The following is a 14,128-nucleotide window of genomic DNA, read 5'->3' on the forward strand; positions in this document are numbered from 1 at the left end:
GGTTGTTGTCTTTATAAACCTGTCTGCAGGTCAGTAGGGTGACGGCTAGCTGTCAGCGCTGTCAGTTTCGCCGGGGTGTATATCCGTTTCTGCGGGTGTGGCTGATTACGGTTCCGCCCTTACGGCGGGTCACTTTTTCCAGACGCCGAAAAAGTAACCAAAAAGGCTTGCTCCTGCGTTCGGCCCTCTCGCTAAAGCTCGGGGTCCCTTCGCTGCGGGATTGATCCGGGCGCAGCGCCTCCGGTTTGCTTCGCTGCACCTCCTCTCGCTGTGTTTGGCTGCGCCAAACGGTCGCTGCGCTCCCACGCCCGGATCAATCCCTCCACTCAGCCTTCCGACGTCGCCCGTGGATCAAGATCAAGAGCGGCAGCCGAGCTTGCGCTCATCCTGGAGTGGGGCGGCATGCGCCGCGTGCGGGTTGTACTTATCTTCCCTGTAGGAGCTGCCGCAGGCTGCGATCTTTTGATCTTGCTTTTGCTCTTCTGTGGGAGCTGGCTTGCCAGCGATGGCGGCCTGACAGCCGACCGATCTCCAACTGAATGCACCCAGCCTTCCTGTAGGAGCTGCCGAAGGCTGCGATCTTTTGATCTCGCTTTTGAGTTGTGAAAGCCAAAGTCAAAAGATCGTCCGAACGCGGCCCGAGCCTTCGGCAGCTCCTACAGTGAGTGGGTTTGTGTTTAAAAGTGTGTGAGCAAACCAGAACCTTCCCACAAGATTTTCAGGTTGTCCGTCGGACGCACGATCTCTAGGCTTTGGTTGTCACCGCAAATCGGTGATCGGGTGTGAGAACCCGCTAAGAGGTTTTAATCAAGCGCCAGCCGCACCATAATCGCCGCCAGCTTATTTGCTGCCGACGATCTTCTATGGCGGCTGTGTGCGGGCGGACTTCGGTTCGGCCGGGTTGATCTCTTACCGGTTTCTCACTCCGCACATAGCTGCCACCTCTTCGTCGCGTGAGAAACGACAGAGATGGCTTTAATCAGATGATTAGAGATCAATTCAATGTCGAAACCCGTACCCGATCCTCCCGTAGAAACCACAACCCCGCTCGCCGAAGCCATCCGCGCTGAAGACCTCGCCAAAAACCGCGAAGCCATCAAACGTGCGCTCGATTTCTACCTCTGTCCGCAACCCGTCCAGCCACGACAGCCAAGCACAATGTTTCTGGTCAACCCAGGTATCGACACCGAAACCCTGCTCGCCCACGCTTACGAATCGTTGGCCTCTGCCAGTGCCATGGCCAGCAACTTCGCCAATGAACTCGGTGGTTCGCAGCGCAGCACTGCCCTGGCGATCCAGCAAATCGTCATGCTCGCCGAGCTGGCGGTGAATCGGGCGCTGGATCGGGTTGATCCACGCACTTGATCCGTCCGAGCACCGCGTCATCGTCCATCGCGAGCAGGCTCGCTCCCACAGAAAAACGCGCTTCACCTGTGGGAGCGAGCCTGCTCGCGAAGACGTCTGTGCGGGCGACGCATGTCTGTCGGCTATTGTTGTTAGCCGGTCCCAAAAAAGGGACCGATCATTCCCGATTTGGGAAACATTGAACTATCACCTACCTCTAAACCGTTCGGCGTGCGCTGCAAATCTTCAGGTGCCGAGTCCGGGCGCGCAGGTATACTGCGCGCCTTCGCGGCTCACTGTTCGGGCCCGACTTTTTGCTTTGCGGAGCTTTTATGACTTCCCCGACCCAACCGCCGGTTGACCACGCCGTGAGCGATGTTCCGGCCGAGCTTGCCGACGCCAGCGAAACCAAACCCGAGATCCCGGCTTTCAAGTTCCCGTTCAAACCGGGCGAACTGGCGGCTGCCAAGGGTTCGAACCAGCCGTGGTACAAGAACGGCGCCAAGAATGGCCACACCAAGACCCCAGGCATGGCGCCGCCGGGGACCCGCCGTTCGATGGGCAAGCGCTGAGTTTCACCCCGCCTTCAGCCATCGGCTGCGATTTTCGGTCGCAGTGATGGCTAAGTGCTCAGTTCCTGAGCCAGATCAATATTTGACCAATTGGTGCGCTTAGAGTCAGCAGCCCTGCCGACTCTTCCAATAAAACGAGCGCGCCATTCATGAAGATCAATCTCCCGGTAACCGGCCGTAACGTCGATGTGGCGCTGGATGCGAACATTCTTTCGACCACCGATCTGACCAGCGCGATCACCTACGCCAACGAAGACTTCATCAGAATCAGCGGTTACAGCCGCGACGAATTGCTTGGCACACCGCACAACCTGTTGCGCCACCCGGACATGCCGTCGCAGGCGTTTGCGCATATGTGGCAGACGCTAAAGGGCGGGCGCTCGTGGATGGGACTGGTGAAGAATCGCTGCAAGAACGGCGATCACTATTGGGTCAGCGCGTATGTCACGCCGGTGACGCAGAACGGCGTGGCGGTGGAGTATCAGTCGGTGCGCACCCGGCCTGATGCGCGGCAGGTGGCGGCGGCTGAGCGGGCGTATGCGCAATTGCGCGGTGAGTCGAAGGGGCGGCGGCCGCTGCCCGGGCTTGGTTTGCGCGGCAAGGTCACGGCGTCGGCCAGTGCTTTGCTGGGGCTGGTGTTGGGGATTGAAGCCTGGTTGCGCCCGGAGTCGGTGTGGATCGACGGGGTGCTGTTTGTCTGCGGCAGCAGCCTTTGTGCGGTGAGCGTGCGCTGGATCCTAAGCCCGCTTGCACGCCTGACGGAGCGGGCGCGGCAGGTCGCGGACAATCCATTGAGCCAGAGCATTTACACCGGGCGCCGCGATGAAATCGGCCAGATAGAATTCGCCCTGCAGATGCTCGAAGCCCAGGTCGGCGCGGTGGTCGGGCGTATCGGCGATGCGTCGCAACAGTTGGCCGGGCACGCGGCGCAATTGGTCGATCATCTGCAAAGCAGTCACAGCAGTTCGCTGGCGCAACAGGCGGAAACCGATCAGGTGGCGGCGGCGATTCACCAGATGGCCGCCAGTGTCGCGCAGGTTGCCAGCCATGCGCAGCAGGCGTCGGTGGCGGCGGACATGGCCGGCACGGAGACCCGTGAAGGGCATTTGCTGGTGGGGGAGAGTCGCAGTGCGGTGCTGCGTCTGGCCGAGGAACTGCGGCGGGCGACCGAGGTGATTCATCAGCTCGAAGGCCACAGCAGCGAGATTTCCGGGGTGCTGGAGGTGATCCGCAGCATCGCCGAGCAGACCAATCTGCTGGCGCTCAACGCGGCGATCGAGGCCGCGCGGGCCGGGGATGCCGGGCGCGGCTTCGCGGTGGTGGCTGATGAGGTGCGCGGCCTGGCGCAGCGCACGCAGCAGTCGACCAACGAGATTCAGCGCATGATTAGCACTTTGCAAAACGGCGCGCGGGACGCGGTGCTGGTGATGCAGCAGAGCAGCGAGCATGTGGATAACAGCGTCGAACAGGCGCAGCGTGCCGCGCGGGCGCTGGACGGGATCAGTGAACGGGTTGAGCAGATCACCGAAATGAGCCTGCAGATTGCCGCAGCGGTGGAGCAGCAGAGCGCGGTGAGCGAAGACATCAACCGCAACATCGTCAGCATTCGCACGGCGTCGGAATTGACGGTGGATGAGGGACGGCAGAGTCAGCGCAATTCCGAAGATGTGGCGGGGCTGGCGGGGGATTTGCGGTTGCTGGCGCGGGAGTTCTGGGGGCAGCGGCAGGTTCGGGATTGATGCTGTTCCCACTGGCCTCATCGCTGGCAAGCCAGCTCCCACAGGTTTCTGTGGCTTGCACACATTATGTGAACTCTCGAGAACATTGTGGGAGCTGGCTTGCCAGCGATGAGGCCAGTCCAGTCACCTTGAATTTTGGATCAAGCCGCCCGCAGCGAAATAAACGCATACGTCTGCGTCGGCTCCGTCACCACCTGCGCTCCAGCCGCCACCAACTGCCCGGCAACGTCATCCCCGGACAGATGAAACAGCCATTCACTGGATTCCGTATTCAGTGGCTGTGCTGCAACCTGATCAATCACGGCCGCAAAAGCGTCCATCTGCGGCAAATACGCGGTAAACCCGTCGCCCTTGAGCGCTGTGGTGCGGATGCCCAGCGCGGCGCAGATCGCATCCTTGATCCGGATGTCATCGCGATCCGCCTGACGTGACCGCTGGATCAGCTCCAGCAGGTCCTGATCGACCAGCTCACCGCCGGCAATCAGCAGCGGCCCCTGTTGCCATGACTCCGGCGGGCAATCCTTGGCAGCCGGGTTGAGCGGGATGTGCGGGTTGATCTCCGCGGGGTAAATCCTGCACACCAATGGCCGGCGCTCGTAGATGCGGCACAGGTTGTCCTCGTCAAGATTCCGGCAGCGACCGACGTTGTACGCGGCGAAGGTGATGGCCACGTGGGCCTCGGCCGTGCCGCTGCGCACCACCAGCGAACGCCGCTCGGCGTGCTCACGCTGCTGCGCCGGCAGGCCCAGGCCGTTGCCGAGAAAGGCCTCGACCAGCACGATCACCTGACCGCCATCCGCCGCCCACATGCGGGCCTCAGCGAGGGTCAGGGGCACATGATGGTCGGTGCAGCATTTGCCGCAGCCAACGCAGGAAAACGTCGTATTCATTGCACGATCAATCTTCAATCAGAGTGTGAAACGGCGACGTAAAGTCGCCAGGCAGGTCTGGATCGAAGCAAGTTATGCGCCACTCAGCGGGTTTGGGCGCCCGTACGGATCGAGTCCCATTCGGTGACGAACGCGGTTTTCGACTTTTTGCTGTACAGGCACAGCTCGGTGCCTTGCTGGCCTTTCATGTGTTTTTGCGGGTATTGGCCTTGCAGCAGGACTGCGGTGTAGCCGACGCGGTCATCGAATTGCGCGGGGCTGCCCACGGGTTTGGTGTCTTTAAGGCCGCTGGCTTTGGTGCAACTGGCAAGGACGGTTTTGTCGTAGGCAGCCCAGGCGTCGGGGCTGGAGGCATGGGCCTGGGAGGTGAGGGCGGTGAGACAGAGCAGGCTCAGGGTGAGGGTTTTCATGGGGCGGCATCCTTGGTCTTGAGGGTCCAGGGGTTGGAGTATGCCTGAAGAGTTTTGTTGCCTGAGACGCCGCTGAAAGATCGCAGCCTGCGGCAGCTCCTACATGGAAATGCATCCCCCTGTAGGAGCTGCCGAAGGCTGCGATCTTTTGACTTTGAATCAGTCCGGCACGATTTCCCGGCGAACCACAGACATCCCGGCACTTTCATACAACCGCTGCGCCCGCAGGTTGTCTTCCAGCACCTTCAGATCGACAAAGCCTTCGCGCCTTTGCTGAAACACCTTGAATGCATTGAGCAATAACGCACGACCCAGACCACGACCCTGCATCCGCGGATGAACCACCAGATTCTTGATGTACGAACTGGTCCAGCACTGCGCCACGCCGACCACGCCCTCGGCGTCCGTGGCAATCCAGCACAGCCGGGGATCGTATTCGGCATCGCTTTCAAACCGCTGTTGCCACTCCTCCAGTGCCGGCACGCGACCACCGCCCTCGCGGTAGCCGAGTTGCATCAGTTGATGCACGGCCGCCGCGAGTTCCGGTCGATAAGTGCTCAGTTCGACACCATCGGGCCAATGAATCGGTGGTACGCCTTGACGCAGATCGCGGCGCATCAGAAAGCAGTAGGTCTGGCTCAAGACTCAGTGACCGTTGGCCGCGACGTGTTTGGCCGCTTCGATCAGGCGTTGGGTCAGCTCCGGCGACGAGAACTTGGTCAGCACCGCGTTGGCCCCGGCCAGGCGCGCTTTCTCGCTGTTCATCGCGCTGTCGAGGGAGGTGTGCAGCAGCACGTAGAGGTGGGCGAAGTCCGGGGTTTCGCGCAGGGTGCGGGTGAAGGCGTAGCCGTCCATTTCGGACATTTCGATGTCAGAGACGATCAGGTTGATCTGCTGCGCGGTGCCTTGCAGGTCGAGCAGACAATCGATGGCTTCCTTGGCACTGCGTGCGGTATGGCATTGCAGGCCGAGATTGCGCAGGGTGTGCACCGATTGCTGCAGGGCTACCTGGCTGTCGTCGACCACCAGAATTCGCGCGTTGCCGAGCACTTCCGCGTCTTCCATGCTCAGGTCGGTCGGGGCCATTTCGATCTGCGCCGGGGCGATGCTGTGGATGACTTTTTCAATGTCCAGCACCTGTACCAACGTACCGTCCACCGAGGTCACGCCGGTGATGTAGGCGCGTGAACCACCGGAGCCGAACGGCGGCGGCTTGATGTCGGTGGTCAGGCAATGGACGATTTTGCTCACGGCCTGCACGTGCAGACCTTGCTTGGAGCGGCTGACGTCGGTGACGATCAGGCAGCCGCCGTTCGGATCTTCCAGAGGCCGTTCGCCAATGGCGCGGCTGAGGTCGATCACCGACAGCGAGGCGCCGCGCAGGGTGGCGATGCCTTTGACGTGCGGGTGCGACTCCGGCAGCTTGGTCAGCGGCGGGCAGGGGATGATTTCACTGACTTTCAGCAGGTTGATCGCCATCAGCTTGCCGCTGCGCAAGGTAAACAACAGAAGCGAGAGTGAATCTGCGCGGGCTTTGGTGGAAGACATATGAACCTTCTGTGGAAAAAGGTGATGGGCGAGGGTGCAAATCGCCAGAAACTATTGATGCCGGGTTATCGACTTGTCGGGGGCAGGCTTTAGTGCCATTGGGCAGGTGAGGATCAAAAGATCGCAGCCTGCGGCAGCTCCTACAGGGGTAAGTGAACTGTGTAGGAGCTGCCGAAGGCTGCGATCTTTGCTTTATTTCATGCCCAGACGCTTGGCCATCCGCCCAAGATTCGCCCGATCCAGCCCCAGCTCCCGCGCCGCACTGGCCCAGTTATCCTGATTGCGTTCGAGCGCGGCGCCGATCAATCGGCGTTGATACGCCTCGGTGGCGCTGCGCAAATCACCGCTGATCAACGGTATCGCCGGTACTTCAGTGGCAGGTGCGGGCGATTTATCCACAACCTCGCGCGGCAAATCCAGATCCGCCGCGCTCAAACTGAGAATCTTCGGCCGTACCTTGCAGTTGCCCAGCGCTTTCAGTGCGCTGCGGCCAATCAAGTGTTCCAGTTCACGCACGTTGCCCGGCCAAGTGTAGGCGAGCAAGGCCTCTTGGGCGTCGCTGCTCAGGCGCAGGCTGTTGAGGCCCATGCGCGAGCGGTTCTGTTCCAGAAAGAAGCCGCTGAGCAGCAACACGTCGCGCCCGCGATCACGCAGCGCCGGCACTCGCAGCGGGTACACGCTCAAGCGGTGATAGAAGTCGGCGCGATAGCGGCCGCTGCGCACTTCTTCGGCCAGATCGCGGTTGGTCGCGGCGATCAGGCGCACGTCGACCTGATGTTCCTTGTCCGAACCGAGCCGTTGCAACTGGCCGCTTTGCAGCACCCGCAGCAACTTGGCCTGCACGGTCAACGACAGTTCACCGACTTCATCGAGAAACAGCGTGCCACCATTGGCCAGTTCGAACTTGCCGCGGCGGTCGCTGGTGGCGCCGGTGAAGGCGCCGCGCACGTGGCCGAACAGTTCGCTCTCGACCAGAGTGTCGGGCAGGGCGGCGCAGTTGAGGCTGATGATCGGTTTGTCGGCGCGCGGGGAGGCGGCGTGGATCGCCTGCGCCACCAGTTCCTTGCCGACCCCGGTTTCGCCGGTGATCAGCACGGTCAGGTCGCTGCCGCCGACCAGATTGATTTCCTCCACCAGACGTTTGTGTGCCTTGCTCTGGCCGATCATTTCGCGCTGCTGCTGACCACTGGCCTGCCGGTAGACCTCGGCGCGCTGGTGCTCATCCTCGGCGCGCAACGCCAGGCGTTCGATGCGCTCGGCAGCGTTGACCGTGGCCGAGGCGAGGCTGGCGAAGGCTTGCAGGGCGTCGAGTTCGATCGGCTCGAAACGCTCCGGATCGAGGGCGTCGAGGGTGATCAGGCCCCAGAGCTTTTCGTCGACGAATAGCGGACAGCCGAGACAGTCATGCACTTCGAGATGATCGCCCAGGCCATCGACCAAGCCGTCGTACGGATCGGGCAAGTCGCTGTCGGCGGCGAAGCGGGTTGGCCCGGCGCCGTCCAGCAGGATCTCGAAGCGTGGATGGTCGCTGACTTTGAAGCGCCGGCCGAGGGTGTCGGTGCTCAAGCCATCCACCGCCAGCGGCACCAGCCATTCCCCGTCCAGGCGCAACAACGCGGCGGCATCGCAGGGCAGCAGGGCGCGCATGGCTTCGAGCAGGCGTCGATAGCGCTCGCCCTCGGGCAATTCGCGGGACAGGTCGGAGACCAGCGGCAGTAAAGCAGTGAGCAGGGATTTGGCGGTCATGGTCTTGTAGTCAAAGAGACTCGATGTAGTCGAGATGACTATAAATGCGTTTTGGTCTAAATGACTACTTTTAAATTAAATCATTGATTTATAACGATAAAAAATCTGGCATGAAAACTGATAACTACAGGGTAATTCTCAAGAAAGCTCAGGAGTCACTCTTATGCTTAGCGTCCAGGATCGTGCCATCGTCAAATCCACCGTACCTCTGCTGGAAAGCGGCGGTGAAGCGCTGATCACGCATTTCTACCGCATGATGCTCTCTGAATACCCAGAGGTTCGCCCGCTGTTCAACCAGGCGCATCAGGCCAGTGGTGACCAGCCGCGTGCGTTGGCTAACGGCGTGTTGATGTACGCCCGGCACATCGATCAGCTCGACCAGTTGGGCGATCTGGTGGCGAAGATCATCAACAAGCACGTCGCCCTGCAGATCCTGCCGGAGCATTACCCGATTGTCGGCACTTGTTTGCTGCGCGCCATTTCCGAAGTGCTCGGTGACGAGATCGCTACGCCGGAAGTGATGAGCGCGTGGGGCGCCGCTTATGGGCAACTCGCGGAGATCCTGATTGGCGCTGAAGCCGCGATCTATGACCAGAAAGAACAGGCGGTCGGCGGCTGGCGCGGGGCGCGGGAGTTCATCGTGGTGAACAAGGTCGAAGAGAGCGCCGAGATCATTTCGTTCTACTTCGAGCCGGCGGACAAAGGTCCGATACTCGCTGCGGAGCCGGGCCAGTACATCGGCATGAAGCTGATCCTCGACGGTGAAGAAATCCGCCGTAACTATTCGCTGTCGTCACTGGCCAATAAAGGTCAATACCGCATCAGCGTCAAACGCGAACCGGGTGGCCGTGCGTCCAATCATTTGCATGATCAACTGCATGTTGGCGCGAGCATTCAGCTGTTCCCGCCATCGGGCGAGTTCACCCTGACTGCCAGCGACAAGCCGTTGGTGCTGATCAGTGGCGGGGTCGGCATCACTCCGACTCTGGCGATGCTCGAAGCGGCGTTGCAAACCGAGCGCCCGGTGCACTTTATCCACTGCGCGCGCAATGGCAGCGTGCATGCGTTCCGCGACTGGATCGACGGGCTGGCGGCGCGTTATCCACAGCTCAAGCGCTTCTATTGCTACGCCGAAGATGACGGCGTGAGTCCGGCGGCGGACAGGGTCGGGATCCTCAGTCAGGAACAGTTGAGTGAGTGGCTGCCGGCGCAGCGGGATGTTGATGCCTACTTTCTTGGACCCAAGGGCTTCATGGGGGCGATCAAGCGGCATCTGAAAGCGCTGGGTGTGCCGGAGCAGCAGAGCCGTTATGAATTCTTCGGGCCGGCGTCGGCTTTGGAATAATCCAGAACCGGGTTGCCTTCATTCGCGAGCAGGCTCGCTCCCACAGGATTTGTGGCGTGCACAGAATGTGTGGACGACGCTGAACCTGTGGGAGCGGGCTTGCCCGCGAAGGCCGTTATGCAGTTCTGACTTATAGAAAAGTGTTCCAAGGTTAATCGTTTCTTAACCGGTTTATCGTTTATTCCCCCCGATGCTGATGGCAGGCGCTCGTTCGTTTGGCTGATCAGGATCGCCCCGGTCGCACGCCATCTTTCCTCGCCGTGGTACGTTCAAGGCTCTCAACGGGCTGGGTCAGCGTGTAGACTTCCGGGCAACCGATATCTATCAGATCGACAACGGTCGCATCGCGGCCGATGGGCATATCGAAGACAACATCAGCCTGATGGCGCCACTGCAAGGGCAGCCGCCGATCAGCTGAACCATGGACATACAAGGGAAACGCGATGAGCGAGGAAACGATTCGACTGGGACGTGAACGGCGCTTTCTGGTGCTGCTGGGCATCATTTGCCTGGCGTTGATTGGTGGCGCGCTCTACATGCAGGTCGTGCTGGGCGAGGCGCCATGCCCGCTGTGCATCCTGCAGCGTTATGCACTGTTGCTGATTGCGCTGTTTGCCTTTATTGGCGCGGCCATGCGCACCCGACGCAGCATTACCGTGTTCGAGGTGCTGGTGGTGATCTGCGCGATTGCCGGGGCCGGCGTCGCCGGGCATCACGTGTACACCCAGTTCTATCCGGCGGTGAGCTGCGGCATCGATGTGTTGCAGCCGATTGTCGACGACCTGCCGTTGGCGAAGATCTTCCCGCTGGGCTTCCAGGTCGATGGCTTCTGCTCGACGCCGTACCCGCCGATTCTCGGTCTGTCGCTGGCGCAATGGGCGCTGGTGGCGTTCGTGCTGGTGGTGATCCTGGTGCCGCTGCTGACCTCGCGTAACCGAAAAGCATTGCGCTGAATCAACTCTTCGGCTGATCGGCCGATACAGAAAACGCCCCGATTTGCGGATCAGCCAATCGGGGCGTTTTGCATTTCAGAGCGTTTGTGAAATCGCTGTGACGAACGGCAACCGAGCGTGCGACAGGTGTGCGACATGTTGTCACACGCGCCCTGTCGCAGGGCGTTTCGGCGACCCGGATTGGCGTAATGTTACAAAAAAGGATTGGTCTGTTTCGGCAATTTTCTGGTTTTGCACGCAGGTGCCAGATCAGGCAGTTTTAACAGGCTCTGGCAGATGGCCAGAGGCCTTTGAATATCGGGCTTTGCGCCAATTCGGCGTTGGGAAAAAGCCTTCGGAGCTGTCTGAACTGAGGTGGATAGGCTTACATTTTTTGGTGTTTTTGTTGAGAATCGATTTCGATAACATGCGGAACTTTTGCAAAAACGGTGATGGATTGTTGCTCTGAGCGATAAAAATTATTTCGGGATAAGACATGGTGTATAGGGCGCTACCTATCTACAATCGCCCGCACTGAATTCCCGGCACTGTTCGACCTTTATTAAGGAACCGGACAGGAAGTCGGGTGTCGAGCGGGCCGAAAGGCTTTCAAGACACCCAGGTGTCGGTGCCTTCCAACTTTCCGCACCAAATGGAATTGGTCTGTAACAAGGCCTTTGACCACGAATTCGAATAAGAACTGACCGCTGTCCCAAGGTTTTGTCGAGCGTCTGACGCGCGACGGGCGGCCCTTATTCAATCCAAAGAAAATGCCAACCCTTGGCAGGGTGAAGTGTTGGCGATCAAAACCCAACTGCATTGCGCAAGCTGCTTTAGAGGTCGTGAGATGAGTAAAAACAGGTACCCCAGATTACTAGGCCTAGTGCCGCTGCTCGGCACGTTGTTGCTGGGAGGCTGCAACATGACCCTGCTCAATCCAACGGGCCAGGTCGGCCTGGAACAGCGCAACCTGATCATCACCGCCACGCTGCTGATGCTGTTGGTCGTTGTGCCGGTTATCGTCATGACCTTCCTGTTCGCCTGGAAGTACCGCGCGTCCAACAAGGATGCCGTCTACACCCCGAAATGGTCGCACTCGACCAAAATCGAAGTGGCTGTGTGGACCATCCCGGTCCTGATCATCATCGCCCTGGGTTACATCACCTACATTTCGACCCACAAACTGGACCCGTACCGTCCGATTGAATCCGACGTCAAGCCGGTGACCATCGAAGTCGTGGCGCTGGACTGGAAGTGGCTGTTCATCTACCCGGAACAAGGCATTGCCACGGTCAACAAGATCGTGTTCCCGGCACACACCCCGGTCAACTTCCGGATCACCTCCGACGCCGTGATGAACTCCTTCTTCATCCCGGGCCTGGGCGGCCAGATCTACGCAATGGCGGGCATGACCACCCGGCTGCACCTGATCGCTGACCGCAACGCTGAAATGGACGGTATCTCCGCCAACTACAGCGGCGCTGGTTTCACCGGTATGAAATTCAAAGCGATCGCAACTTCTCAGGAAGATTTCGACGCCTGGGTAAGTGAAGTCAAAAAGGCACCTAAACAGCTTGAACCAGCTGAATACGCAGCCCTTGCCAAGCCAAGCCAGAACAATCCAGTCGAGCTCTACTCCTCGGTCACGCCGAACCTGTTCCAGACCATCGTCGACAAGTACGAAGGCATGAAACCGGGCAAGCCGCTGAAGCACGAGAAGAAAGAGAAAGAAGTGGCGGCAACGGACATGGACTCGAATTCGCATTCAGCTGCCGGGGCAGAGGAGTAAACGATGTTTGGTAAATTAAGTTGGGAAGCGATCCCTTTCCACGAGCCGATCGTGATGGTCACCATCTCGATGATCGCGCTCGGTGGTCTGGCGTTGTTCGCTGCAATCACCTACTTCAAGAAGTGGACCTACTTGTGGACCGAGTGGCTGACGTCGGTCGACCACAAGAAAATCGGTGTGATGTACATCATCGTTGCCATGGTCATGCTGCTGCGTGGCTTTGCCGACGCCATCATGATGCGTACCCAGCTGGCCATGGCCACCGAGGGTTCGCCTGGCTACCTGCCACCTGAACACTATGACCAGATCTTCACCGCTCACGGTGTGATCATGATCATCTTCATGGCGATGCCATTCTTCACCGGCCTGATGAACCTTGCAGTGCCGCTGCAGATCGGCGCGCGTGACGTTGCCTTCCCGTTCCTGAACTCCCTGAGCTTCTGGCTGCTGGTGTCCGGCGTTGTGCTGATCAACCTGTCCCTGGGCGTCGGCGAATTCGCCAAGACCGGCTGGGTTGCCTATCCGCCGCTGTCGGGTCTGCAGTACAGCCCTGGCGTGGGGATGGACTACTACATCTGGGCGCTACAGCTATCCGGGTTAGGTACGACGCTGACGGGGGTCAACTTCCTCGCCACCGTGCTGAAAATGCGTACCCCTGGCATGAAACTGATGGACATGCCGATCTTCACCTGGACCTGCACCTGGGCCAACGTTCTGATCGTGGCTTCGTTCCCGATCCTGACCGCTACCCTGGCACTGCTGACCCTCGACCGTTACATGGATTTCCACATTTTCACCAATGAACTTGGTGGCAATCCAATGATGTACGTCAACCTGTTCTGGGCCTGGGGCCACCCTGAGGTTTACATCCTGATCCTGCCGGCATTCGGCATCTTCTCGGAAGTGATCTCGGCGTTCACCGGCAAGAAACTGTTCGGCCACCACTCGATGATCTACGCTTCGGGCGCGATCTCGGTACTGGGCTTCATGGTTTGGCTGCACCACTTCTTCACCATGGGTTCGGGTGCCAGCGTCAACGCCTTCTTCGGTCTGGCGACGATGCTGATTTCCATCCCGACGGGTGTGAAACTGTTCAACTGGCTGTTCACCATCTACCAGGGCCGTCTGCGCTTCACCAGCCAGGTGATGTGGACACTGGGCTTCATGGTGACCTTCGCCATCGGCGGCATGACCGGCGTACTGCTGGCCATCCCGGGTGCTGACTTCGTTCTGCACAACAGCCTGTTCGTGATCGCGCACTTCCACAACGTGATCATCGGCGGCGCGGTATTCGGCTACATCGCAGGTTTCGGCTTCTACTTCCCGAAAGCGTTCGGCTTCAAGCTGCACGAAGGCTGGGGTAAAGCAGCGTTCTGGTTCTGGATCTCGGGCTTCTTCGTCGCGTTCATGCCGCTCTATGCACTGGGCTTCATGGGCATGACCCGTCGTCTGAACGCCACCACCAACCCTGAGTGGGTGCCGTACCTGTACGTGGCCATGTTCGGTGCGGTGATGATCGCTGTCGGTATCGCCTGCCAACTGATCCAGCTGTACGTCAGTGTGCGTGACCGCAACAAGCCAGAGAACATGTGCGAACACGGTGACCCGTGGAATGCCCACACTCTGGAATGGTCGACCTCGTCGCCACCTCCGTTCTACAACTTCGCTGTGCTGCCTAAGGCTGACTGCATCGACCCGTTCACCGAAGCCAAGGAAAACGGTACTGCGTACCAGGCTCCGGCCAAGTACGAGCCGATCCACATGCCGAACAACACCGCCACTGGCGTGGTGATGGGCGCACTGCTGACCGTCT

At 59.7% G+C, this 14,128-nt stretch carries 12 protein-coding genes and 2 pseudogenes; 9 read left to right on the forward strand and 5 right to left on the reverse strand.

What is annotated here, in order from left to right:
- Positions 1–1,002 precede the first annotated feature (1,002 nt).
- The 4 genes and pseudogenes from DBR18_RS10080 to DBR18_RS10090 all read left to right on the forward strand — a co-directional run bounded on the left by DBR18_RS10080 (position 1,003) and on the right by DBR18_RS10090 (position 3,655).
- Positions 1,003–1,365, forward strand: coding sequence for a DUF6124 family protein (locus DBR18_RS10080; RefSeq protein WP_108590207.1), 363 nt, complete (start codon positions 1,003–1,005; stop codon positions 1,363–1,365).
- Positions 1,366–1,676: 311 nt separating this feature from the next.
- Positions 1,677–1,916, forward strand: coding sequence for a hypothetical protein (locus tag DBR18_RS10085; RefSeq protein ID WP_108590208.1), 240 nt, complete (start codon positions 1,677–1,679; stop codon positions 1,914–1,916).
- 149 nt (positions 1,917–2,065) lie between these two features.
- Positions 2,066–2,347 (forward strand): annotated as a pseudogene (locus tag DBR18_RS30260) (PAS domain-containing protein); the annotation flags it as partial.
- Between the two features lie 255 nt (positions 2,348–2,602).
- Complete coding sequence (locus tag DBR18_RS10090; protein WP_371921082.1) at positions 2,603–3,655, forward strand: methyl-accepting chemotaxis protein; 1,053 nt, start codon at positions 2,603–2,605, stop codon at positions 3,653–3,655.
- Between the two features lie 140 nt (positions 3,656–3,795).
- Here the strand turns inward: DBR18_RS10090 and DBR18_RS10095 are convergent, their stop codons facing one another.
- From DBR18_RS10095 to norR, 5 genes are all read right to left on the reverse strand, one after another.
- Entirely contained in the window at positions 3,796–4,545 is a 750-nt protein-coding gene (locus DBR18_RS10095; protein ID WP_108590210.1) for a YkgJ family cysteine cluster protein, read from the reverse strand.
- An 83-nt stretch (positions 4,546–4,628) separates the two neighbouring features.
- The gene (locus DBR18_RS10100; RefSeq protein WP_108590211.1) at positions 4,629–4,955 is read right to left on the reverse strand and encodes a hypothetical protein; all 327 of its coding nucleotides are present in this window, start codon (positions 4,953–4,955) and stop codon (positions 4,629–4,631) included.
- Between the two features lie 159 nt (positions 4,956–5,114).
- Positions 5,115–5,573: a GNAT family N-acetyltransferase gene (locus DBR18_RS10105; RefSeq protein ID WP_108590220.1), complete on the reverse strand. Its 459-nt coding sequence runs from the start codon at positions 5,571–5,573 to the stop codon at positions 5,115–5,117.
- A 27-nt stretch (positions 5,574–5,600) separates the two neighbouring features.
- Positions 5,601–6,503 carry a chemotaxis protein CheV gene (locus DBR18_RS10110; RefSeq protein ID WP_025109268.1) on the reverse strand — a complete coding sequence of 301 codons (903 nt, stop codon included), beginning with the start codon at positions 6,501–6,503 and terminating at the stop codon, positions 5,601–5,603.
- A gap of 192 nt (positions 6,504–6,695) precedes the next feature.
- Positions 6,696–8,249 (reverse strand): nitric oxide reductase transcriptional regulator NorR, encoded by a 1,554-nt coding sequence (gene norR / locus DBR18_RS10115; RefSeq protein ID WP_108590212.1) that lies wholly within the window; start codon positions 8,247–8,249, stop codon positions 6,696–6,698.
- A 163-nt stretch (positions 8,250–8,412) separates the two neighbouring features.
- Between norR and hmpA the strand changes: the two genes are divergently transcribed.
- From hmpA to cyoB, 5 genes and pseudogenes are all read left to right on the forward strand, one after another.
- A complete protein-coding gene (hmpA, locus tag DBR18_RS10120; RefSeq protein ID WP_108590213.1) occupies positions 8,413–9,594 on the forward strand; it encodes an NO-inducible flavohemoprotein in 1,182 nt (393 codons plus the stop codon).
- A 262-nt stretch (positions 9,595–9,856) separates the two neighbouring features.
- Positions 9,857–10,012 (forward strand): annotated as a pseudogene (locus DBR18_RS29010) (ester cyclase); the annotation flags it as partial.
- Between the two features lie 25 nt (positions 10,013–10,037).
- Positions 10,038–10,547: a disulfide bond formation protein B gene (locus DBR18_RS10130; protein ID WP_007968385.1), complete on the forward strand. Its 510-nt coding sequence runs from the start codon at positions 10,038–10,040 to the stop codon at positions 10,545–10,547.
- Positions 10,548–11,373: 826 nt separating this feature from the next.
- On the forward strand, positions 11,374–12,315 hold the full coding sequence (cyoA, locus tag DBR18_RS10140; protein WP_007968383.1) for a ubiquinol oxidase subunit II: 942 nt from the start codon (positions 11,374–11,376) through the stop codon (positions 12,313–12,315).
- Positions 12,316–12,318: 3 nt separating this feature from the next.
- On the forward strand, positions 12,319–14,128 hold a 1,810-nt coding region (cyoB, locus tag DBR18_RS10145; protein WP_108590215.1), incomplete at its 3' end, for a cytochrome o ubiquinol oxidase subunit I.

Origin of the sequence: Pseudomonas sp. HMWF021 (assembly GCF_003061005.1) — a bacterium.
GTDB lineage: Bacteria > Pseudomonadota > Gammaproteobacteria > Pseudomonadales > Pseudomonadaceae > Aquipseudomonas.

Excerpts from the sequence above, each read along its gene's own strand:
- hmpA (WP_108590213.1), top strand. The coding sequence starts at position 8,413 with ATGCTTAGCGTCCAGGATCGTGCCATCGTCAAATCCACCGTACCTCTG.
- DBR18_RS10110 (WP_025109268.1), bottom strand. The coding sequence starts at position 6,503 with ATGTCTTCCACCAAAGCCCGCGCAGATTCACTCTCGCTTCTGTTGTTT.
- DBR18_RS10085 (WP_108590208.1), top strand. The coding sequence starts at position 1,677 with ATGACTTCCCCGACCCAACCGCCGGTTGACCACGCCGTGAGCGATGTT.
- DBR18_RS10095 (WP_108590210.1), bottom strand. The coding sequence starts at position 4,545 with ATGAATACGACGTTTTCCTGCGTTGGCTGCGGCAAATGCTGCACCGAC.
- DBR18_RS10100 (WP_108590211.1), bottom strand. The coding sequence starts at position 4,955 with ATGAAAACCCTCACCCTGAGCCTGCTCTGTCTCACCGCCCTCACCTCC.
- cyoA (WP_007968383.1), top strand. The coding sequence starts at position 11,374 with ATGAGTAAAAACAGGTACCCCAGATTACTAGGCCTAGTGCCGCTGCTC.
- DBR18_RS10105 (WP_108590220.1), bottom strand. The coding sequence starts at position 5,573 with ATGCGCCGCGATCTGCGTCAAGGCGTACCACCGATTCATTGGCCCGAT.
- DBR18_RS10130 (WP_007968385.1), top strand. The coding sequence starts at position 10,038 with ATGAGCGAGGAAACGATTCGACTGGGACGTGAACGGCGCTTTCTGGTG.
- DBR18_RS10080 (WP_108590207.1), top strand. The coding sequence starts at position 1,003 with ATGTCGAAACCCGTACCCGATCCTCCCGTAGAAACCACAACCCCGCTC.
- norR (WP_108590212.1), bottom strand. The coding sequence starts at position 8,249 with ATGACCGCCAAATCCCTGCTCACTGCTTTACTGCCGCTGGTCTCCGAC.